Annotated in this window: 16 protein-coding genes; 6 read left to right on the top strand and 10 right to left on the bottom strand. The window is 43.7% G+C overall.

The features are described 5' to 3' along the window. Window positions 1–74: 74 nt before the first annotated feature. The 9 genes from FKN08_RS07500 to FKN08_RS07460 form a co-directional block, all read right to left on the bottom strand. Window positions 75–1634, bottom strand: coding sequence for a SpoVR family protein (locus FKN08_RS07500; RefSeq protein ID WP_006742146.1), 1560 nt, complete (start codon window positions 1632–1634; stop codon window positions 75–77). Window positions 1635–1645: 11 nt separating this feature from the next. Continuing rightward, a complete protein-coding gene (locus tag FKN08_RS07495) occupies window positions 1646–2917 on the bottom strand; it encodes a YeaH/YhbH family protein (RefSeq protein WP_005390656.1) in 1272 nt (423 codons plus the stop codon). A 47-nt stretch (window positions 2918–2964) separates the two neighbouring features. Then, window positions 2965–4899, bottom strand: a complete 1935-nt coding sequence (locus FKN08_RS07490) for a PrkA family serine protein kinase (protein ID WP_053807500.1) — start codon at window positions 4897–4899, stop codon at window positions 2965–2967. A 486-nt stretch (window positions 4900–5385) separates the two neighbouring features. Next, window positions 5386–5886, bottom strand: a complete 501-nt coding sequence (locus FKN08_RS07485; protein WP_053807154.1) for a YfbU family protein — start codon at window positions 5884–5886, stop codon at window positions 5386–5388. Window positions 5887–6022: 136 nt separating this feature from the next. Then, window positions 6023–6688, bottom strand: coding sequence for an energy-coupling factor ABC transporter permease (locus FKN08_RS07480; protein ID WP_006742143.1), 666 nt, complete (start codon window positions 6686–6688; stop codon window positions 6023–6025). Between the two features lie 154 nt (window positions 6689–6842). Continuing rightward, window positions 6843–7583 (bottom strand): pyruvate formate lyase 1-activating protein, encoded by a 741-nt coding sequence (gene pflA, locus FKN08_RS07475; protein WP_005390663.1) that lies wholly within the window; start codon window positions 7581–7583, stop codon window positions 6843–6845. A 212-nt stretch (window positions 7584–7795) separates the two neighbouring features. After that, a complete protein-coding gene (locus FKN08_RS07470) occupies window positions 7796–8773 on the bottom strand; it encodes a lipid A deacylase LpxR family protein (protein ID WP_170891663.1) in 978 nt (325 codons plus the stop codon). A 152-nt stretch (window positions 8774–8925) separates the two neighbouring features. Continuing rightward, window positions 8926–11202 carry a formate C-acetyltransferase gene (gene pflB / locus FKN08_RS07465; RefSeq protein WP_170891662.1) on the bottom strand — a complete coding sequence of 759 codons (2277 nt, stop codon included), beginning with the start codon at window positions 11200–11202 and terminating at the stop codon, window positions 8926–8928. 305 nt (window positions 11203–11507) lie between these two features. Continuing rightward, window positions 11508–13055: a DUF3360 family protein gene (locus tag FKN08_RS07460; RefSeq protein ID WP_046874722.1), complete on the bottom strand. Its 1548-nt coding sequence runs from the start codon at window positions 13053–13055 to the stop codon at window positions 11508–11510. Between the two features lie 455 nt (window positions 13056–13510). On the opposite strand from FKN08_RS07460, the gene FKN08_RS07455 reads away from it, so the two are divergent. The 6 genes from FKN08_RS07455 to FKN08_RS07430 all read left to right on the top strand — a co-directional run bounded on the left by FKN08_RS07455 (window position 13511) and on the right by FKN08_RS07430 (window position 21218). Then, on the top strand, window positions 13511–14974 hold the full coding sequence (locus tag FKN08_RS07455) for a 54K polar flagellar sheath protein A (RefSeq protein ID WP_170891661.1): 1464 nt from the start codon (window positions 13511–13513) through the stop codon (window positions 14972–14974). 241 nt (window positions 14975–15215) lie between these two features. After that, a complete protein-coding gene (locus FKN08_RS07450; RefSeq protein ID WP_005378438.1) occupies window positions 15216–15986 on the top strand; it encodes an ABC transporter ATP-binding protein in 771 nt (256 codons plus the stop codon). 82 nt (window positions 15987–16068) lie between these two features. After that, the gene (locus tag FKN08_RS07445) at window positions 16069–16839 is read left to right on the top strand and encodes an ABC transporter substrate-binding protein (RefSeq protein WP_012841998.1); all 771 of its coding nucleotides are present in this window, start codon (window positions 16069–16071) and stop codon (window positions 16837–16839) included. A gap of 81 nt (window positions 16840–16920) precedes the next feature. Then, window positions 16921–17661, top strand: coding sequence for an ABC transporter permease (locus FKN08_RS07440; protein WP_006742137.1), 741 nt, complete (start codon window positions 16921–16923; stop codon window positions 17659–17661). A 3-nt stretch (window positions 17662–17664) separates the two neighbouring features. Then, a complete protein-coding gene (locus FKN08_RS07435) occupies window positions 17665–18342 on the top strand; it encodes an ABC transporter permease (protein WP_005390676.1) in 678 nt (225 codons plus the stop codon). A 155-nt stretch (window positions 18343–18497) separates the two neighbouring features. Continuing rightward, on the top strand, window positions 18498–21218 hold the full coding sequence (locus FKN08_RS07430) for an ImpA family metalloprotease (protein WP_170891660.1): 2721 nt from the start codon (window positions 18498–18500) through the stop codon (window positions 21216–21218). Window positions 21219–21315: 97 nt separating this feature from the next. Here the strand turns inward: FKN08_RS07430 and xthA are convergent, their stop codons facing one another. Beyond that, a complete protein-coding gene (gene xthA / locus FKN08_RS07425) occupies window positions 21316–22122 on the bottom strand; it encodes an exodeoxyribonuclease III (RefSeq protein ID WP_005390683.1) in 807 nt (268 codons plus the stop codon). Window positions 22123–22175: the final 53 nt, after the last annotated feature.

The following is a 22175-nucleotide window of genomic DNA, read 5'->3' as shown; positions in this document are numbered from 1 at the left end:
AAGGTCACATTGAATTAAGAACGAGAAAGGCTCCTGAATTAGGAGCCTTTTTGTTGCTTATATCCAAGTATTAGTTAGATGTTTGTGTCATATTGGTTTCGTTTAGGGCAGGTCGCTAAGACTTCTCGGTGACCTGTGTCTTTTACTTCTTGCAGAATGACATCAAATCCCCACAATCGGTATACGTGTTTCAGAACTTCTTCGTAACTGTCATCAAGCGGGATTCGGTTATGAGGTACGTATTGCAACGTGAGTGAGCGGTCCCCACGAACATCGACATTAAATACCTGAATGTTTGGCTCAAGGTTAGATAAGTTGTACTGAGCGGCTAAGGTTTCTCTAATGCGTTTATAACCCATCTCATCGTGTATCGCGGCGACTTCAATAAAGTTTTTGTGGTCATCATCGTTGATCGCAAACAGCTTGAAATCACGCATTAATTTCGGAGAAAGGTATTGGCTAATGAAGCTTTCATCTTTGAAATTATGCATCGCGAAATGTACCGCATCTAACCAATCGGTTCCTGCCAAATCCGGAAACCACTCCTTGTCCTCATCAGTTGGTTCTTCACAGATACGTTTAATATCTCGGAACATTGCAAAGCCCAAGGCGTATGGATTAATACCATTAAAGTAAGGGCTATTATAAGGCGGTTGAGCTACCACACTGGTATGGCTATGTAAGAACTCTAGTATAAACTTTTCGGATACCAAACCCTCATCGTAAAGATGGTTGAGAATGGTGTAATGCCAGAATGTTGCCCAGCCTTCGTTCATTACCTGCGTTTGTTTTTGCGGATAAAAATACTGACTGATTTTGCGTACAATCCGCACGACTTCACGTTGCCACGGCTCTAGTAGCGGGGCATGCTTTTCGAAAAAGTAGAGCAAGTTTTCCTGAGGCTCGCTTGGGAACCGCTCTTTAAGATCTTCCTCTTTGGTTTTGGCTCTTGGTACTGTGCGCCACAATTCATTCACTTGAGACTGTAAGTATGCCTCGCGTTCTTCTTGTCGCGCTTTCTCTTCGGTAATGGAGATTTTTTCTGGTCGCTTGTAACGATCCACACCAAAGTTCATTAAGGCGTGGCAGGAGTCGAGCAGTTTTTCCACTTCCTGTACTCCATATCGCTCCTCACATTCAGCCAAATACTTTTTGGCAAACAGCAAATAATCGATGATGGAGCTAGCGTCCGTCCAGGTTTGGAACAGATAATTACCTTTGAAGAAAGAGTTGTGCCCGTAACAAGCGTGAGCAATCACTAGCGCTTGCATTGTCACGGTGTTTTCTTCCATCAAATAGGCGATACACGGATTGGAGTTAATGACAATCTCGTAGGCTAACCCCATTTGACCATGCTTATAGTTCTGTTCCGTTTGGATGAACTTTTTACCAAACGACCAGTGGTTGTAATTGATGGGCATACCAATACTTGAGTAGGCATCCATCATTTGTTCGGAAGTAATCACTTCTATCTGGTTAGGGTAAGTGTCTAGGCGATAGTGTTGTGCGACACGCTTAATCTCTTTGTGGTAGCGTTCCAACAGCTCAAATGTCCAATCCGGTCCATCTGGCAGCATTTTACTATTACGCTTCTTAGGCGCCTCTCCTGAGAGGTTTTTCGTTGCGGTACTCATCGCTAGCCTCCTTACGCCGTTTCTTTTTGGAATAGTTCACGGAAGACTGGGAAAATATCCTCCACAGAGCGAATGTTTTTCATTGCGAAGTTCGGAAATTCATCGGTGAGTTTTTCGTACTCATGCCATAGAGTTTGGTGCGAGCGTCGCGTAATTTCTATGTAGGAGTAGTACTGACAGTTTGGCAGTAGTTTGTTCACTAATAGATCGCGGCATCTTGGCGAGTCATCTGCCCAGTTATCGCCATCAGATGCTTGCGCAGCATAAATGTTCCATTGTCCAATTGGATAGCGCTCTTTTACGATTTCATCCATCAGTTTCAATGCGCTGGATACAATAGTGCCCCCGGTCTCTTGCGAGTAGAAGAACTCGTGTTCGTCCACTTCTTTCGCTTGGGTGTGGTGGCGAATAAAGACGACGTCTACATTCTCGTAAGTACGAGTTAAAAACAGGTATAACAGAACGTAAAAACGTTTTGCGATGTCTTTCGTTGCTTGATCCATCGAGCCCGATACGTCCATCAAACAAAACATCACAGCTTGACTAGATGGTACAGGGCGTTTTTCATAGTTTTTAAAGCGTAAGTCGAAGGTGTCAATAAATGGAACCCCCTCAATTTTCTTACGCAGCTCTTCAATTTCAGCCTTCAAGCGGTTCTCTTCAAACTGCTGAGCGGGTTCAATGTTTTTGATACGAGCAAGTTCATCTTCTAGCTCTTTGAGAAGACGTTTCTTACCTGCGGTCATTGCCGTACGTCGTGCAAGAGATTGTTGTAGCGAACGTACTACCGCAATGTTTGAAGGGATACCAGCAGTTTGAAAGCCTGCGCGGTGCGTTTTCCATTCAGTAATTTTGGCAATTTGGTTTTTTTCTAGATTAGGCAGCTCGAGATCTTCGAACAAAATATCTAGGTACTCATCTTTTGATATTTGGAATACAAATTCGTCTTGGCCTTCTCCATCTGGACTGGCATTGCCTTCTCCCGAGCCACTACCTTGACCGCCACCTTTAGGACGCTCAATTTTATCACCAGTAATGAACTGGTCATTGCCGGGATGAACTCGTTCGCGAACACCACCTTTGCCTTGATGAAAGATCGGCTCATTGATGTCTTTGTGAGGGATAGAGACGTCTTCGCCCGTTTCCGTATTCGTAATCGAGCGTCGATTCACTGCGTCTGCTACCGACTCTTTTATTTGCTCTTTGTGGCGCTTCAAGAAGCGCTGTCGATTAACAGCGCTCTTGTTCTTGCCATTGAGCCTTCGGTCTATAAATTGCGCCATGAAATAGCCCTCTTCATGTTTCACAAGCGACCTAACTCAATACTGGGTTAGGATGACTTACGTACTCGTAGGTACCACTCAGAAAGTAGGCGAACCTGTTTCTCGGTATAGCCTTTTTCCATCATGCGAGCGACAAAGTCGTCATGCTTCTTCTGATCTTCAGAAGAGGTTTTCGCATTAAATGAGATAACCGGAAGTAGCTCTTCGGTATTGGAGAACATTTTCTTCTCGATTACTGTGCGCAGTTTTTCGTAGCTGGTCCAAACCGGGTTTTGACCATTGTTATTCGCTTTCGCACGAAGCACAAAGTTAACGATTTCGTTTCGGAAATCTTTCGGGTTAGAAATGCCAGCTGTTTTTTCGATCTTCTCTAGTTCAGCATTCAGTGAAGAGCGATCAAATAGCTGACCAGTTTCTGGATCTCGGTACTCTTGGTCTTGAATCCAGAAGTCTGCGTAGGTGACATAGCGGTCGAAGATATTCTGACCGTATTCAGAGTAAGACTCGAGATAAGCGGTCTGAATCTCTTTACCAATAAATTCAACGTAGCGAGGCACTAGGTAGCCTTTCAAGAACTCGAGATATTTCTCTGCCGTTTCAGCAGGGAACTGTTCACGTTCAACCTGTTGTTCAATCACATAGAACAGGTGTACAGGGTTGGCTGCCACCTCGGTTTGGTCGAAGTTAAATACGCGCGACAAAATCTTAAAGGCGAAACGTGTAGAGAGACCATTCATGCCTTCATCGACACCCGCATAATCACGATACTCTTGATAGCTTTTCGCTTTCGGATCGGTGTCTTTTAGCGTTTCACCATCGTAGACGCGCATTTTTGAGAAAATGGATGAGTTTTCAGGTTCTTTCAGGCGTGAAAGAATACTGAATTGCGCTAGAGTTTCGAGCGTGCTTGGAGAGCAAGGGGCCTGAGACAGCTCACTGTTTTCAAGCAGTTTTTGGTAGATTTTCACTTCTTCGGATACGCGGAGACAGTAAGGTACTTTTACAATGTACACACGGTCGAGGAAGGCTTCGTTATTTTTGTTGTTACGGAAAGTCTGCCACTCAGATTCGTTCGAGTGAGCCAGAATCATACCGTCGAATGGAATCGCAGATAGACCTTCAGTACCGTTGAAGTTACCTTCTTGCGTTGCCGTCAATAGTGGGTGAAGTACTTTGATCGGCGCTTTGAACATCTCAACGAATTCCATTAAACCTTGGTTTGCTTTACACAGCGCACCGGAGTAGCTGTAGGCATCTGGGTCGTCTTGCGAATAATGTTCGAGTTTGCGGATATCGACTTTACCAACCAGTGATGAAATATCTTGGTTGTTTTCATCCCCAGGTTCTGTTTTAGCAATACCGATCTGATCGAGAATCGAAGGGCGAACTTTCACTACTTTAAACTTAGTGATATCACCGCCAAATTCATGAAGGCGTTTAGCGGCCCATGGCGACATAATTGAGCGAAGATAACGTTGATCGATGCCATATTCTTTTTTCAAGATATCGCCGTCTTCCGTGGCTTTGAATAGACAGAATGGATGGTCATTCACTGGGCTACGTTCGCCATTAGCAGTAAGAACATAGATAGGCATCTGTTCCATCAGAGCCTTAAGTTTTTCAGCAAGTGAGGACTTACCACCGCCGACAGGACCGAGTAGATAAAGGATCTGCTTACGTTCCTCTAAACCTTGCGCCGCGTGTTTTAGGTAAGACACAATTTGCTCTATGGCATCTTCCATACCATAAAAATCTTTAAAGGTTTCATAACGAGAGATAACACGATTCGAGAAGATGCGGCTCAATCTCGGGTCTTTTGCCGTATCGATTATCTCTGGTTCACCGATCGCCATCAGTAGGCGTTCTGCTGCATTAGCATAAGCGCTTTTGTCATCCTTACACAGGGCTAGAAACTCCTGTAACGACATCTCTTCATCTTTTGCAGCTTCATATCTTGATTGATAGTGGTCGAAAATACTCATGTCGCTTTCCCCTTTAATAGTCAGTCTACCGACGAACGTTGATTCAGGCTTTCCCACCTATTGTTATGCTCCTTGTTGTTTGAATATACGTCCTGTTATCACATTTGGTTCGTACAGAATGTAAGATTGGCGACACCAAAGACTTTGCTTTATGGACAGTTTTTTCATTACAACGGTGAGCGGTGGGTATGAATCTTTCAATCACAGCCTTTCTCTACTTAAGCCTAGTCGGGGATTTGCAATTTTGCTTAACAATTATGAATTTATTGCAAAAGTGACATTTGAATCACTCTTTCACTGAAGATGAATTTATCTCGTGAATAGGTGCAATAGAAATCAAATATTTGGTAAAGACAGAAGAGTTTCAGTGATTCATTGCTCTACATCGCACAAGGGAAGCGTAAGAAGGTGAAAAAGCAGCGGTAAGGTTGTGATAGGGCAAATAAAAAAGGAAAGCGAGTGCTTTCCTTTTCGTAGACGAATATTTTATGCGCTGAAGATTTGTACAAGCTCGTTTTCGCATAAGTGGTACTGACGAGGGCAGTTGCGCCAAGTTTGTAGCATACGACGGTATTTATCCAGCATTGGCATTTGGCTGTTAAAATGATGGTCTGCTTTATCAAACTGAGGGTACAGACCTTCAGAATCAATAAGGAAGCGTACGTAATGGACTTGTTGGGCCTCTGAAGCAATATCAAACCCAAGGAACTGCAAGCGGCGCTGATCCACTTTGTTACGATCTTCGGTATCGAGCATGTTGTAAGATTCTTGCATCGCGTGATACATCTCCATAACGTCGATGATCTCACGACACTCCGCTTCTGACAGACAGCCGAAATCTTTATTCAACTCACGCATTTGTAGCTCATAGCCACGTTCAACGATCGTTTGTAAGCGTTTGTATTTGGCCGCATTACTTGGATCAAGTTGAGACATAAGGTTGTATTGGTTTGATAGAATCAAACGTTGAGCGTTTGACATTTCCATGATGACCTCACTAGATATCTAATACATTTTTAATGTGCTTAGGTTAACGCTTAAGACATGAGTGAAACATGATCTCAACACATATTTAATACTAAAAAATGTCAAGAACTGTCACTTTTGACCAGTTTAAAAACACTTATTTATGGTAATGATTGTATATGTAGTCTCGGTCTGAAAATACTCTTAGCCACTCTGGCTTGAATACGGTTAAAACCGCCAGTGACATACCATTTAATAGACCCTCAGGGAAGGCAAGCAACGGTACAAAAATAAAGTAGTTATGTTGAATGGTTTCCCAATCGTAATGACCAACCGATAAATGGTAAAAGGAGTTAATCAGCAGATGCAGGCTTCCTGTTATCGCGCCGTTGAAAAAACCTGCAACGAAGATGAATACAAAAATGTTTCTTGGCAAGTAGTGATAACTCAAAAGAAAGACGAGGTAACTAATGAAGATAGGAAGCAGGGCAGACAATACTAAAGACGTGGGTAACTGCAACAACGACACATCATGTAGCAGGTGGTTGACCAGCATTGCAGGGATACTGATTAGAAAGGCCATACGCCAACCATACATCATCGTCAGCGTTGTTAGCGCGAGAAAATGAATCTGTAGTCCTTCTTTTACGCCAGCTTGAGTTGCCCATAAGATACTGAAAAAAAAGAGTGTTGCAAAAACGAGGTGCTGAAATGCTTTTTCCTTTTCAAGCTTGGGCCAAACTACTTTTTTCCAATCTGGTAGACAGTAGGCGAGCACTATCCAAAGTATGACAACCAGCGAGCCCAAGTTAAACCAATCCATGTTACTACCTTCCTATGCGATCGTGACGCAATCATTTCTATTGTTCTTTTTATACCTAAATCACCTGATAGAGATTCATTGAAGGTACTTAGGTATAGTTAAAAAAATACCAGCAATATGCTGGTATTTTAAAGAGGTTAGTCTTGCTGTTCACTTAGTATTTTACGTTATCGTTGTACTGCGCAAGAATGGATTGAATCTCGTCCATCGTTTCTTTCGGTGGAGGGTTTACCCCTTCGAGTGGGTATTCTAAGCCCAATGCTTCCCATTTATGGGCACCCAATTTGTGATAAGGAAGTAACTCGACCTTTTCGATGTTATCCATATCTTTAATAAACTCACCAAGCATGTGTGCTGCTTCAGGGTCATCCGTGTAACCAGGCACGACTACATAGCGAATCCAAGTTTTCTTTCCGATTTTTTGCAAGTAACGAGCAAAGTCCAATGTACGTCGGTTCGATACGCCGATGAGATCTTGGTGCACTTCATCTTTCATGTGCTTGATATCAAGCATTACTAAGTCTGTTGCATCCAGTACTTCATCGATAACATCAGTGTGTTTACGAACATAACCGTTCGTATCTAGGCACGTATGAATACCTTCTGCTTTAGCTGCGCGGAAAAAGTCCCGAACAAATTCAGGCTGAAGCATCGCTTCGCCGCCAGAACAAGTAACGCCACCACCTGATGCATTCATGAAGTGGCGGTAACTTTTCGCTTCGGAAATGATCTCTTCAACCGTAACTTCTTTGCCATCATGCGTATCCCATGTATCGCGATTGTGGCAATACTTACAGCGCATCAAACAACCTTGCAAGAAGACGATAAAACGAATACCAGGTCCGTCTACGGTACCACATGACTCAAATGAGTGAATACGACCAGTTGTTGACATCTTTTGCTCTCATTACTAGTAAATTCTAGCTGTTATTTTATTACAAAAAGCAGGGTTAAAACAGCTTTGTCGGTACTAAAGGCAAGGTTATGTGAAGAAAGAAAATAGATAGACCAATCTAAATAAATGCTTGATCACAGGGTTGGTTAATACCAAACGAGAGAACTTTGCCTTGTATTTAGATTGGTACGGATACAGGGATAAGTCAGCTTTTAAAAAAAGGCGAACACAGAGAAGGAGCCTGTCCCATAAACATCAGTTTGGGATTCTTCATAATCTGGCGTTTTTATCGTAAAGGTTAGGCTTGCACCGTAATTTTGGTTATACCAAGTTGCACCTGCTACGGCGCTTGCTTGCCAATTTTGCAGTGTGACGTCGTATGGCGCTGATGGCTCAGGAATACCAGGGCGATCGCCTTCAATGGTCATGTCATTGAAACGGTAACGACCTTCAAACCCCGTAAATAAGAACCAGCTTGAAGTATCCTGTGCGAGCATACTCGCTGAGAATGGGCTCTCTACACTAATATTGGCGGCTCCGATGCTGCTTGCTAGGTTTGTACCCCAACGAAACATGACGCCTTGAGAGATATCACTACGGAAGTTACCCGCATTGATATCGTTAATGTTGGTGATTTCCCATTGCGTTTTTTGTTCTTCGCTACGCATCAATTTATTAAATACGCGGTAGCCAAGGCTAAACGCCACTTTATCGTCGATCTGGTAATCCCAACCTTGTGGGTCAGTCGAGCCTGTTATGCCGTGAACGATTTCTTGCGCTTTTTCTGAAAGCGAACTTTCACCTGTTGCACCGATGGTGAAGTTGTAGCGGACGGCCTTATCATCAGTCAAAGAAAGATAGTTGATCTCAGTATGTAGATAACCCGCATATGGGCGATCATTGACCAGTGGATAATCCGCTTCAATGTCGCTTGGAGTCCACATTTTGTGGCCAAGAACCAACTCTATTTTATCGATATTGGGGTGTACTGAGTCTGCCAGACTCAGCCATTTCCATTGGCTTTCTTGTTTCAGTTGGCCTGTTGCGTAGGAAAGAAAAATACCATTTGTGTAGTCTTGGTCGACGCCGAAAATACCATCATTGTCGAGTGTAAAAGAGACCGTAGACTTAGTGGATGCCATCGCAACTGGAGAAAGAAGAGTAAGAACAATTAATTTACTGAGTTTCATATACTTTATTTACTAACTTTTTTCGCATCATACGTAAGAATGTGGGCAAAATCTTTCGTAATATCACAACTTTCATTCAAGAAATAAAAAAAGGCTGATGCTTCTAAGCATCAGCCTTTGTTGTATCACTAAAACGTTATTTCGCTAAAGTCTTATAGAGACTCTGTGAATGTACGTGCGATTACGTCAGCTTGTTGCTCTGCAGTTAGAGAGTTAAAGCGAACAGCGTAACCAGATACACGGATTGTTAGCTGAGGGTACTTCTCTGGGTGCTTAACGGCGTCTTCTAGAGTTTCGCGGTTAAGAACGTTCACGTTTAGGTGTTGACCACCTTCGATACCCGCTTCGTGGTGGAAGTAACCATCCATCAGACCAGCAAGGTTAGCGCGTTGTGAACCCTCATCTTTACCTAGTGCATTAGGTACGATAGAGAATGTGTAAGAGATACCATCTTGTGCGTCAGCAAACGGCAGTTTTGCAACTGAAGTTAGTGATGCTACGGCACCTTTCTCATCGCGACCGTGCATTGGGTTAGCACCTGGAGCAAATGGAGCACCTGCGCGACGACCGTCAGGTGTGTTACCAGTTTTCTTACCGTAAACCACGTTTGAAGTGATAGTAAGAATTGACTGAGTAGGGATTGCATCACGGTAAGTCTTAAGCTTACGGATTTTGCCCATAAATACAGAAACAAGTTCACATGCGATATCATCAACGCGTGGGTCGTTGTTACCAAATTTAGGGTAATCACCTTCGATTTCGAAGTCGATTGCTAGACCGTCTTCGTCACGGATTGGCTTAACTTTTGCGTGTTTGATTGCAGACAGAGAGTCAGCCGCAACAGATAGACCAGCAATACCACAAGCCATAGTACGTTTAACGTCACGGTCATGTAGAGCCATTAGTGCCGCTTCGTAGCTGTACTTGTCGTGCATGAAGTGGATAGCGTTTAGTGCAGTCACGTACTGCTTCGCTAGCCAATCCATGAAGTGGTCCATTTTCTCCCACAACTCATCGTAGTTCAGTACATCGCCTTCGATCTTCGGCATTTGTGGACCAACTTGGATTTTTAGCTTCTCATCCACACCACCGTTGATGGTGTAAAGCATAGTTTTCGCAAGGTTAGCACGAGCACCAAAGAACTGCATTTGCTTACCAACAACCATTGGAGATACACAACATGCGATTGCGTAGTCGTCAGAGTTCATGTCTGGACGCATTAGGTCGTCGTTTTCGTACTGGATTGAAGAAGTATCGATAGACACTTTCGCACAGAACTTCTTGAAGCCTTCAGGTAGTTGCTCAGACCAAAGAACAGTGATGTTTGGCTCTGGAGAAGGACCCATTGTGTATAGTGAGTTTAGGAAACGGAAGTTTGTACGAGTAACTAGCGTACGACCGTCAAGACCCATACCACCCATAGACTCAGTTGCCCAGATAGGGTCGCCAGAGAATAGATCATCGTACTCAGGAGTACGTAGGAAACGAACCATACGTAGTTTCATTACGAAGTGGTCGATCATTTCCTGAGCTTGTTCTTCTGTGATGCGGCCAGCAGCGATATCGCGCTCGATGAAGATGTCTAGGAACGTAGACGTACGGCCTAGAGACATTGCCGCGCCGTTTTGAGATTTAACAGCAGCTAGGTAACCGAAGTAAGTCCACTGGATAGCTTCTTGTGCAGTTTCAGCAGGACGAGAAATGTCACAACCGTATTTTGCAGCCATTTCTTTGATTTGACCTAGAGCACGGTGTTGCTCTGCGATCTCTTCACGAAGCTGCATTGTCATTTGTAGGTCTTCGCCGTTCTCGAAACGCTCTTGTAGAGAAGAGAACTGTGCGAATTTATCCTTCATTAGGAAATCAATACCGTATAGAGCAACACGACGGTAGTCACCGATGATACGACCACGACCGTATGCATCAGGAAGACCAGTCAATACGCCAGACTTACGACACGCCATGATTTGTGGAGTGTAGATGTCGAAAACGCCTTGGTTGTGAGTTTTACGGTATTCTGTGTAGATTTTCTTAACTTGTGGGTCAAGCTCGCGGTTGTAGGCTTTGCATGAACCTTCAACCATACGGATACCACCGTTAGGGATGATCGCACGTTTTAGAGGAGCGTCAGTTTGAAGACCTACGATAGTTTCTAGGTCTTTTTCGATGTAGCCTGCATCGTGAGCAGTGATGGTAGAGATAACTGAAGTATCAAAATCAACAGGAGCGTGAGTCGCGTTCTCTTGTTTGATGCCTTCCATTACCTTAGCCCAAAGCTTGTTAGTCGCTTCAGTACCTTCAGAAACTAGGAAAGATTCGTCGCCTTCGTACGGAGTGTAGTTCTTCTGAATGAAATCACGAACGTTTACTTCGTTTTGCCAGTCGCCTGCAGCAAAACCTTCCCAAGCTTTAGCAAATTGCTCTGCCATGACATACCTACCTTTTTAGTAGAAAAAAATACGTACTGCTTCGCCGTTGAGCCAGCTATCCCCAAGTTAAAGAGGGGAACAGTACACTCTTATGAATAACAATATTTATAGTCTTAAATTTAAATGTTCGAGTTACAAAGCTATAAATATTGTCACTAGTTTTAACGTTTCTCTTTTTAAGCAACAGTTAGAGGTTAAACTAAAATTTTTTTGCAAACCTTAAACTAAATCAATAAATCCTCAAAAATCTCGATAAAAATGGGGTAGCGACTAGCGCTACCCACACATTTTCTGAACTGTCAGCTTTACAGCCAAGCTTGGATGCCATATTGGCCTTCAAGCATACCAACTGCAAGCATAGCAACTAAACAGATAATAAGTACGCTTACTGGGATCACAATCTTGTCTACAAACGACAAGCGAGACGCGCGCTCTTTATCACCAATTAAGCCGTTGTTATCTAAAAGCATAGTTAGTGCCCAAGCTAGAACAGGGTTAACGACTGCTGAACCAAAGATACAGATGCCTGCTGCTTGTGAATCTTTTGAGTCTTTCACCATCTGCATGCCTGCTTCAAGTAGTGGCAGAGATACACCAACGAGAAGAGCAACGCGCATAACTGGTGGCCATACAGCAACATCCATAGGGAAACCAAGAATTGCAACAATAATACATAGAGAACCTAGTAAGATTGCACCGCCAGGAATAGGGCGCTTCGCGATTGCTGCAGGGATCATGTAAGTCCCCCAAGATGATGTGATGTTACCACCACCGACAGCGGTACCGACCATTTGGCGCACAGAACACATTGTCATTGTGTCATCAACGTCCATCAGTACTTTTTCACTCTTACGTGGGTAGTTCATTTCTTGGAAGATGCGGTGACCCAAGAAGTCAGGAGACCACATTGCTACAGCAAGAATTGCGAATGGTAGAGAAGCGATGAAGTGTTCCATATTAGGAAGACCAAGCATCCAACCTTCTTCTGTTGACCCCCACCAGTAGATTGGGTTTAGGTTTGGAAGACCCGTCTCGGTTACGAATTTAATATCGAAGCCTGCGCCAAGAATAAGTGCGATTGCAAGGCCAGTGAAGGCACAAACAGGGATTGCTAGCCAGCGTTTGTTCACTTTAGCAAGAAACGCGTACAGGCCAATGGTAACCGCAAGAACGATTAGACCAATGTAACCCATGCTACCTGCGGCAACTGTGTCGGATTGCAAACCAACAGCCCAAGCTTGAATGGAATTAATTTGGCTCATCGTTCCGGTTAAACCCAAGAAGATGAGAAGGCCACCAGCCGTACCTTCAGAGGTGAGGTTAACCAGTTTTGAACCACCTTTTAACAGGCTCAGAATTAAACCAAACACACCAATAAGAATTGCCAATGCAAGAGGGTGAGCACCAGCAAGCGCGATGGTACCAATAAGAGGGATCATTGGGCCGTGGTTACCTGCTAGGTTGGCTTTAGGGTTAATAAAGCCAGAAGCAAGTACACAGAAAAGAAGTGCAGGGATGAGCATCTCTACACGGGCAACTTCGATAGCGAAATCTTTGCCCAGGTTAACATGGTCCCATGCGGCAGTGAGGCCTTCAGCCCAAGACATCATTACCGCTGAGTACATCGCGATAATACCAATCGTACCGGCAAGTGCTGGAACAAGATCTTCAAGTTCAAAACGGAAGTCACGACCTGGCAAGTTTAAGCCGAAACGACGCGGCTTCATAATTTGTAGTTCGTGGTCTAGGTAGTCTGAACGGCTTGCGAACTCAGATGCTGGACGATGAAGCTCACGGTAGCTCTTGGTCTCGATATCTGAATCAGAGTGCGTTTTGTTAACTGCGTCTGACATAGATTCCTCATATATTTAAAAGTTATGAATTCTTCATTCAATTGTGTTAATCCGCATCCTGCGGCACGCTTATGCTAGCTATTATTAGATTTGTTACACGTCGACATTGTGCCTAAGCATAGCTAATAACTTATTGTGTTGAGGCACAAAAAAATCCTCATCTTTTGGCAGGAGTCTAGCAAGATAGCCATTTAGGGTGATTGATTTAGATCACTTTAAGAATGGTTGTGAAATAAAACTACAGAAAGTTTCTGGCATGCGAATGAGATGGTGAAATCTTGTGTAATTTCATTACACAAGTTGCATAAAATTAGAATTTGTTGCTCTTATCGTTCTGGGATGCAGGGTAAATATCAATATTCATGATGATTATATAAAGCTGGCTTTATTCTTGCTTTCTACAGGGCAAAGACGATTTTTTGGCTAATCATTGCCGCTCAGTTTAGGAAAAAGACATGAAACAGCTTAAAGTACTGCCACTAGTGGCAATCATCTCAGGGTTAATGGTCGGTTGTGGCGGCGGTGGCGGTGGCGGTGGTAGTTCCACACCAAGAACTACATTCACTTTTACTTTTGCAGCTCCAAATGTCATTAGTGAAACAAATGCACAAAAAGACAGCTGTACTATTTACGACCGTAGAGTAGATGGCAATGGCATCGAGCAGGTATTGACCTATCAACCAGCCGTAAGTGCACAGCTAACAGGAGGTAAGGTTGTCGGTTTCTATTCAGACAAGAATGGTGTCCGTCAAGGCGACTTTATCTACCCATCAGGCACTACTTTGAAATTTGTTCTAGAAGACATTCCTGAGGACGGCTATTTTACTTATCAGTTGCTTGATGCTTCTGGAACCGTATTTACGGCAAACAGCTTCAGTCGAGACTTTTTAAAGGACAATAACCTTAGAAACTCAACGTTCTCTATGAATCGAGAGGCGGTGTCTGCTTGTAATAAAAATGGCAACTTCCGTAAGGCTACCCGAACTGACCTTAAGTATGAAGCAACGGAGGCTGGTGGCTTAGAGTACAACTTCATATCTCAAATTGCGAAAGAGTCTAAGCCTACCTATTCTATTGATTCTTTAGATGTAAGATCAATTGGTTCGAAGATGGAGTCGACAGTCGTGCTGCAATATGCAGACGCAGCGAAAACAGAACTGCACCAGTATGGTATTCGCGATTGGTCGAGTGAATCACCATTGCCATTGGTTGGCATGAATGGTTCTTCTCCAATCTTGAACCCAACATCTTTCAAATATGACACTTTAGACATCAGTGTACTTGTTGGTGATTACAACTACGAAGTTGCAGAGCTACCTATGTCAACGACGAAGTTCTACCACCCGCTTGAGCCAAAAACGGAAACTTGGACTTACAGTGTTGCAGCTGAAAAACCTATCAATGGTTGGACGGTAGCGCTGAACCAAAAGATGTATCAGGACGCAAATTGGGATATCTCAATTGATCCAAGCGCTTACTACAACCTAAATGCTCTGCCTGCGTCGCATGTGGTGAGAGGTTCAACTATTGATACTGGTTTTGCTTTCACTGACCAAGATAAAGGCTTTAGCCGCCTTGCATATCGTGCAGAGTCTAACTCTGGAACACTACACCGAGTAACACACAAGATATTTACAACTTTAGAGAGTGATGTCGTTGTTCCGGAGTTGTTCTACTACACATTCGATGACAGTGTGAAACAAGATTTGAAAGTTTCTTCTACAAGTGATTACTCACAATCTATTGTCGTGGAGTCTGCTGAAGCAAACCTAAATAGCTATGACTTTGTTTCTCTTTTCTCTCATGGTGATGTGACCGATCTTAAAGTGGATCACGATGGTCTTGTGATCAGTGAAGTTGATTCTGAGAAGGTCAATACGAATGCTCAGAAATCTGATTTTATGGTATTGGTTAAGTAGTGTCTTAACACTTTTGTAAATTTATTAAGCCCCTTCTAAAGGGGCTTTTTTATATTTAATATTCAGCTTTTGAAGAATAAGTTGCTATATATTGCATATTAATTTGGCTATCGTATCTTTCTATTCGAATTATTTAGGTTAATAATTTGTTGCAAGTTTCAGGGTGTGGTGCTAATTTGTTCCGAATTAGAGAGGGCGGAGTCCCTTAATTGCAGTGACAAAAACACAGGGAGTAGAGCGCATGAATGATGTACCAGCGCTAGATATAAAAGACCTGCACAAAACATTTGGACAAAATGAAGTTCTCAAGGGAATTTCTCTTGCCGCGCACAAAGGAGATGTCATCTCCATCATTGGCTCTTCCGGTTCTGGTAAGAGTACCTTTCTTAGATGTATCAACTTGCTAGAAACGCCTACCGCAGGCGAAATTTGGGTGAATGGTGAATTAATCCAAATGAAGAACAACCGAGCAGGGGAATCCGTTCCTGCTAATGAAAAGCAAGTGCAACGTATTCGCTCGCGTCTAGCGATGGTGTTCCAAGGTTTCAACTTATGGTCACACCTGACAGTACTAGAAAACGTGATTGAAGCCCCTGTTCATGTTCTAGGCGTACCAAAAGCCCAAGCGATTGAAAACGCAGAAGTCTTGCTTAAGAAAGTAGGCCTATATGAGCGTAAAGACTATTATCCTGGGCACTTATCTGGCGGTCAGCAGCAACGTGCCGCTATTGCCCGTGCGCTAGCAGTTGACCCTGAAGTGATGTTGTTTGACGAGCCAACCTCTGCGCTTGACCCAGAACTTGTTGGGGAAGTATTAGGGGTAATGAGAGATTTGGCAGATGAAGGACGAACCATGCTGGTGGTCACGCACGAGATGGCATTTGCGCGAGACGTATCAAACCATGTGATGTTCTTGCATCAAGGCTTAGTGGAAGAACAGGGAAATCCAGCTAAGCTATTTACAAACCCGGATTCAGAACGATTACAGCAGTTTATCTCATCCATTTACTAATATTTTTAGGCGGCAGACTATTGCCTCCTAAGCCAGCACAACAAACAAAACGAAATAAAATAGCAATCACAGGAGTATGGAAATGAAAAAGTGGTTATTAGCAGCAACGATCGCTGCAACGGCAGTATCTGGTGTCGCTCAAGCGAAAGAATGGAAAACAGTTCGCTTCGGCATTGAGGGTGCTTATCCTCCGTTTAGCTGGACAGAAACTGATGGTTCTCTGAAAGGCTTCGACGTAGACATGGCCAACGCGCTTTGTGAAGAAATGCAAGTGAAATGTAAGATTGTCGCGCAAGATTGGGATGGCATCATTCCTTCTCTATTAGCGCGTAAGTACGACGCAATCATCGCTGCGATGTCTATTACTGAAGAGCGTAAGAAGAAAGTCGATTTCACTGGCAAATACGCACTGATTCCAAACAAATTTATTGCCAAGAAGGGCGCGAATCTGGATTTTGACAACCTAGATGGTAAGAAAATCGCCGTTCAACGTGCAACAACACACGACAAATATCTGACAGATAACTATGGCGATAAAGTAGAAATTGTTCGTTACGGTTCTTTTGATGAGGCTTACCTAGATTTAGCCAATGGTCGTGTTGCCGCTGTATTGGGCGACGCCTCTGCTCTAGAAGAAGGTGTGCTTAATAAAGCGGGCGGCGACGCGTACGAGTTTGTTGGTCCGTCATTGACCGATCCTAAGTGGTTCGGTGAAGGTTTTGGTATTGCCGTGCGTAAACAAGATAAAGATCTAACGAAGAAATTGGACGCGGCGATAATTTCACTACGTGAGAAAGGTGTTTATCAAGAAATTGCTGGTAAATACTTTAACTACGATGTGTACGGTGAATAAACCGTAATTAAGCGACCGTTGGCTTGTTCCTAGAAGTAGTCAACGGTCGATTTTTTGAGTTTAGGGATTAGGAACTCACCTATGCTAGATTTACAAGGATACGAAGCTTCGATTTTAAAAGGGGCTTTAGTAACGATAGAAGTTGCAGTGCTTTCACTCCTTCTTGCCGTGATCTTAGGTATGCTTGGCGCATTAGCTAAGTTAGCACCTTACAAATGGGCAAGGGCGATTGCCACTCTTTACACCACCGTCATTCGCGGCATTCCAGATTTGGTTCTGATGATGCTGATTTTCTTTGGTGGACAAATACTTTTAAACAATAGCCTGTACTCCATTAACGAAACGCTCAATGAGTGGTTTGCTTCGAGTGATCCAAACCATGAATGGACGTCTTACTTACCCGACTATATTGATGTCAGCCCATTTATTGCAGGTGTACTCACGATTGGTTTTATCTTTGGTGCCTACATGGCGGAGACTTTTCGCGGAGCGATCATGGCGGTGGACAAAGGTGAACTAGAAGCGGCGAAAGCTTATGGTATGAGCTCAGCCTTATCGTTTAGAAGAATCTTACTGCCTCAGATGATTCGTCATGCATTACCTGGATTTGGTAATAACTGGTTAGTGTTACTCAAGACCACTGCGTTAGTTTCCATCATTGGCCTGGATGACATGGTGAGAATGAGCTCGTTGGCGGCAGGTACGACGAAAATGCCGTTTACCTTTTACATGGCTGTCGCGCTCATCTTTCTGTTTTTTACCAGCGTTTCGACCGGGCTACTCAAGCTTGTTGAGCGTAAGTTCAGTATTCATGCGAGGTAAGTTATGGATTTTTCTTTGATTATTGAAAGTTTCCCAACTTATCTTCAGGGACTTTGGACGACAGTTTGGCTGGTAGGATTAGCGTTGGTTATCGGTTTGTGTGTCTCGATTCCATTAGCTGTGGCACGTAATAGTACGAATTATGCCTTTAGCTTACCTTCTTGGGGATTCATTTACTTTTTCCGTGGAACACCGTTGTTGGTCCAGTTGTATTTGATTTATTACGGTATGGATCAGTTCTTTCCTGTGAAAGATACCTTGTGGGAAAACGCCTGGTTTTGTGCTTTAGTCGCTTTTATTCTTAATACGTCGGCTTATACAGCAGAAATTATTCGTGGTGCGATTAATGGCTTGCCCAAAGGTGAAGTAGAAGCTGCCAAAGCGTATGGGATGAGTAAGTTTATGACATACAGACGTATTATCTTGCCTAGTGCACTGCGTCGAGCATTACCAGCTTATTCAAACGAAGTGATTTTCATGCTGCACGGTAGTGCGGTCGCGGGTATCGTTACCATTATGGATCTAACTGGCGCTGCGCGCTTAGTTAACTCACGTTACTATGCGCCATTTGAATCTTTCCTAACGGCGGGGCTGTTCTACATGGCACTGACGTTTATGATCTTGTGGTGCTTTAAAGTGGCAGAGAAGCGCTTCTTGGCATACCTACGTCCTTTAAGTTAATAATTAATGTCAGCAATGGTATCGGAATGGGTACCATTGCTTTTTGATGATTTTGTTATCTTCATTCCTATTTTCCCTACCGATACAAAAGACTATTTCTTTTTATTCATGTACTTACATTAATATTTGATAAACCCATTGTTTAGTAAGTAAAAATGAAAAAAACAATTCTATCGTTGGGCCTTGCCGCCGTTGCCACTGGATGTGGTGGGGGAGAGGGAGAGTCACAATCTAATGCTCAAGTAAAACCAACGCCAGCTCCAGTTCAACAAGCTCTGGAAACTGGTAATGCACTGCTCGTTTCTGACCCGAACGATTTCATCCGAGAAAGTCGGCAAGTTGTGGAAGGGCACAAGAAACAGTCGAATACGATCAAATCTGCAATTGCGAAAAACCTTTCTGGCCTTTATTGGGATCCAACCCATGATGCAGCGATATTGGCACCTCAGTATGGGTTCAACGACACCATCTTGATGACCAACAAGGCCATGGCTAGCGGTTATAAAGATCAGGCGTTGTCAATTGGCGTTGCTGGAGAAAAAGCTAATGGTCAACGTTATGCGCTATTAGGTAGTAACCCATTTAGAACGGCACAACGCTTTCCCGAGTCTTCGAATGCAGCGATGACTCAATGGCTAAGCAACCTGGTCACTTGGTTGTCAGGCGGAGCTACTTCAAACGTTGTCATCGCGCAAATGGATCAGTCTTATTACTTCCCTGATGAGCAAGCGACTCGGAATTGGCTGAACGACAATGTTTCACAAGAGTTGGCGTTTAACGAGGCCAACCTATGCGATGGTTCGAAGCTACTTAGCTGCTTGCAAACCAATACTCCAAACTTATTGATCTTGTCACAGCATCTGCAATCTGGCGACACCAACCAACAAGTACTCGATGCTCTGGCATACGCTGAGCAAGCCCAAATTCCTGTTCTATACCTGCATTGGGATGGAGGACTAACTGAACTTGGCCGAGACATTTTGGAAAAATTCCATGTTGATTATGTGGGAGATAACTATTGGCGTAAGTTAGGCTTGGTTGATTGGGCGCCTTCATCACTCATGAACTTCGTGCCAGACTCTGTTGCTACGCAACAAGCGCTGTTGTCTCGTTTTGAATCTCAAAACTTCAATGTTGACTTGTCACAGTGTGAGGACAAATCTTGTCCTGACACTGCGAATATGGAAAGTCAATTTTATGCAGGGGCAAACAGTATTCGCCATCGGTTGAAAAAGCTTGATGAACAAAAAGTAGATTTGTTTAATCAAGACGGCTACCAATACGAAAAACTCATGGTATTGCTGGCTGATCATTATCGTCAAACGGTTGTCTTCCCAATGGACAAACAGTCAACCCAAACGACCGAATTCCTAAAGTCGTACTTTGCCGATTACGTGCAATACAACAGCCGAAGCGTAAACCCAAAACAACCAAATATGGGGAACTTCAGCCGTAGTGAGTTTAGCCCTGAAGTAAAGAGAATCAGCGCAACGATTAATATGGAATCAAAGCGTAACTTCCGCTCTGCTGGTGTGTATGCGCTTCCTGGGGAGACCTTTACGGTCACGCGCAATGACAGTAATGAAGTGACGACTAAAATTGTCATCAACAGTTTAAGAAGTGGCGCAACTCATGAGTTCAGCAAAGATGGATACACGCGACCAAAAATGCTGACTTCTTTCGCCTATGAGGTGAAGCCGGGTGAAACCATCACGCTGACTTCACCTTATGGCGGGCCTATCCAGGTTCACTTTAACAATAATGATGTACCAGTAGCTCTAACATTTAGCCATGTAGCGCAACACCCTGTATGGAGAAGTGAAAAGGATAACGATGCGTTTATTCAGGAGCTTGAAGCGAATTTGTTCGATTGGGCTGAACTGATCACGCCTGGATTTGAGGTACACTCTAAACGTGACAAAATGCTTGAATCTGTCAACGATGAGATGTGGTCGACACCAGCTGAAATGGCGCTAGCGACAGAAGAGTATGTTCATAACTACCCACATGTCTTGGCTGGTTTCCAAGGGCCGGGGATCGATGAGGTTCCGGAAATTATCCAGTATGCCAAAAATCAAGGTTGGGAAATCGCCAATATTGATATGGTGAAGCATATGAACGCTGACCAAGCGACGTGTGGTTACGGCTGTTCTGGTAACCCATACGATGCTTACTGGTCATTCAGCCCACTCGGTCACGGTGATTTACATGAGCTTGGTCATGGCTTGGAAAAAGGTCGATTCCGATTTGCAGGCTGGGAAGGGCATTCAACGACCAATTACTACTCGTATTACAGTAAGTCTCGTTTCTTCCAGAATACGGGGAAAGTTTCAACTTGCCAAAGTTTGGATTTCAAAGGCCAGTTTGAATTATTGCAAGCAAGCCGAACTCAAGCGGATCCAAACGCTTACATGGCAGCGCAAAATCAAACTGGTTGGAGTTGGGGAGCTCGCGTTTACATTCAAATGATGATGGCGACGCAGCATGAAGGTGTACTGCAAAATGGTTGGCATTTATTGGCGCGATTGCACCTGATTGAACGTGAGTTTAACCGCTTAAAATCGGATGATGCGCTTTGGAATGAGAGACGATTGAGTATTGGTTTCGCCAACTACTCTCGTGAAGAGGCAAATAGCATCTCAAACAACGACTGGTTGCTTATTGCTCTGAGCTACATCTCTCAGCGAGACATGACGAGCTATTTAGATATGTGGGGCTTCTCGTTCACAGAAAAAGCGAAACAGCAGGTTGTGGCGCTGAATCTACCGCCGATGCCGCTCACTTACTTTGCAAGCAGCAATACCGGCTACTGTCTGAACGAATTTGCTCAAACGCCAGTCAGTGTTGATGGTCAAACGGTTTGGCCGCTGAACTAGCTGAGTAGAAAGTAACTTGCATGAAAAAGGGAGACAGAGTCTCCCTTTTTCATGGGTTAAGCTTAGCGTTGAGTCCCGCTTATTGCTCAGTTATGTATTACTTGAACGTCGACCAAATTGGAGCGTGGTCTGAAGGTTTTTCAATACCGCGCAATTCATAATCGATACCCGACTCAATACATTTTTGCGCGAGAGAAGGGGTCGCCAAAATGACATCAATTCGTAGACCTCGGTTATCATCAAATCCGCGAGAGCGATAATCAAACCACGAGAATTGATCGTTCACTTCTGGATATAGCTTGCGGAAGGTGTCCTCAAAGCCCCAATCTAGCAAGGTTTTCAGCCATTCGCGCTCTTCCGGTTGGAATGAACATTTACCTGTTTTTAGCCAACGCTTACGGTTTGGTTCGCCGATACCGATATCTGCATCAATAGGGCTAATGTTGATGTCACCCATAACAATCAATTGCTCGTCGCTATTGTGATGATCGTTTAGGTAAGTCATCAGATCTTTATAGAACTGACGTTTGTATGGGAATTTTGTTTCGTGACTGATGTTATCCCCTTGAGGGAAGTAGCCATTTAGCACCGTGATCTTTTCGCCGTTTTCATTTAAAAACGTTGCCATGATCATGCGCTTTTGGTGCTCTTCGTTATCCGTCGGGAACCCTTTTTGTACGAGAAGAGGCTCTTGCTTACAAAGCATTGCGACGCCGTAGTGCGCTTTTTGACCATGAAAATACACTTTGTAGCCCATGGCTTCGACAGCTTCAATCGGGAATGCTTCATCGTGAACTTTAATTTCCTGAAGGCCAATCACATCTGGTTGGTGTTTGTCGATTAGCGCTTGGAGTTGGTGCAGTCGCGCACGTAGTCCATTGATGTTAAAGCTGATTACTTTCATTGTTTATCCTTTTTGAGGGCGTACTTTTTTATGAATAGTATCATTGTGCAAGA

The organism is Vibrio sp. 1-2 (7-a) (assembly GCF_013048515.1).
GTDB lineage: Bacteria > Pseudomonadota > Gammaproteobacteria > Enterobacterales > Vibrionaceae > Vibrio > Vibrio diabolicus.
This window is presented reverse-complemented; position numbering and strand designations above follow the sequence as displayed.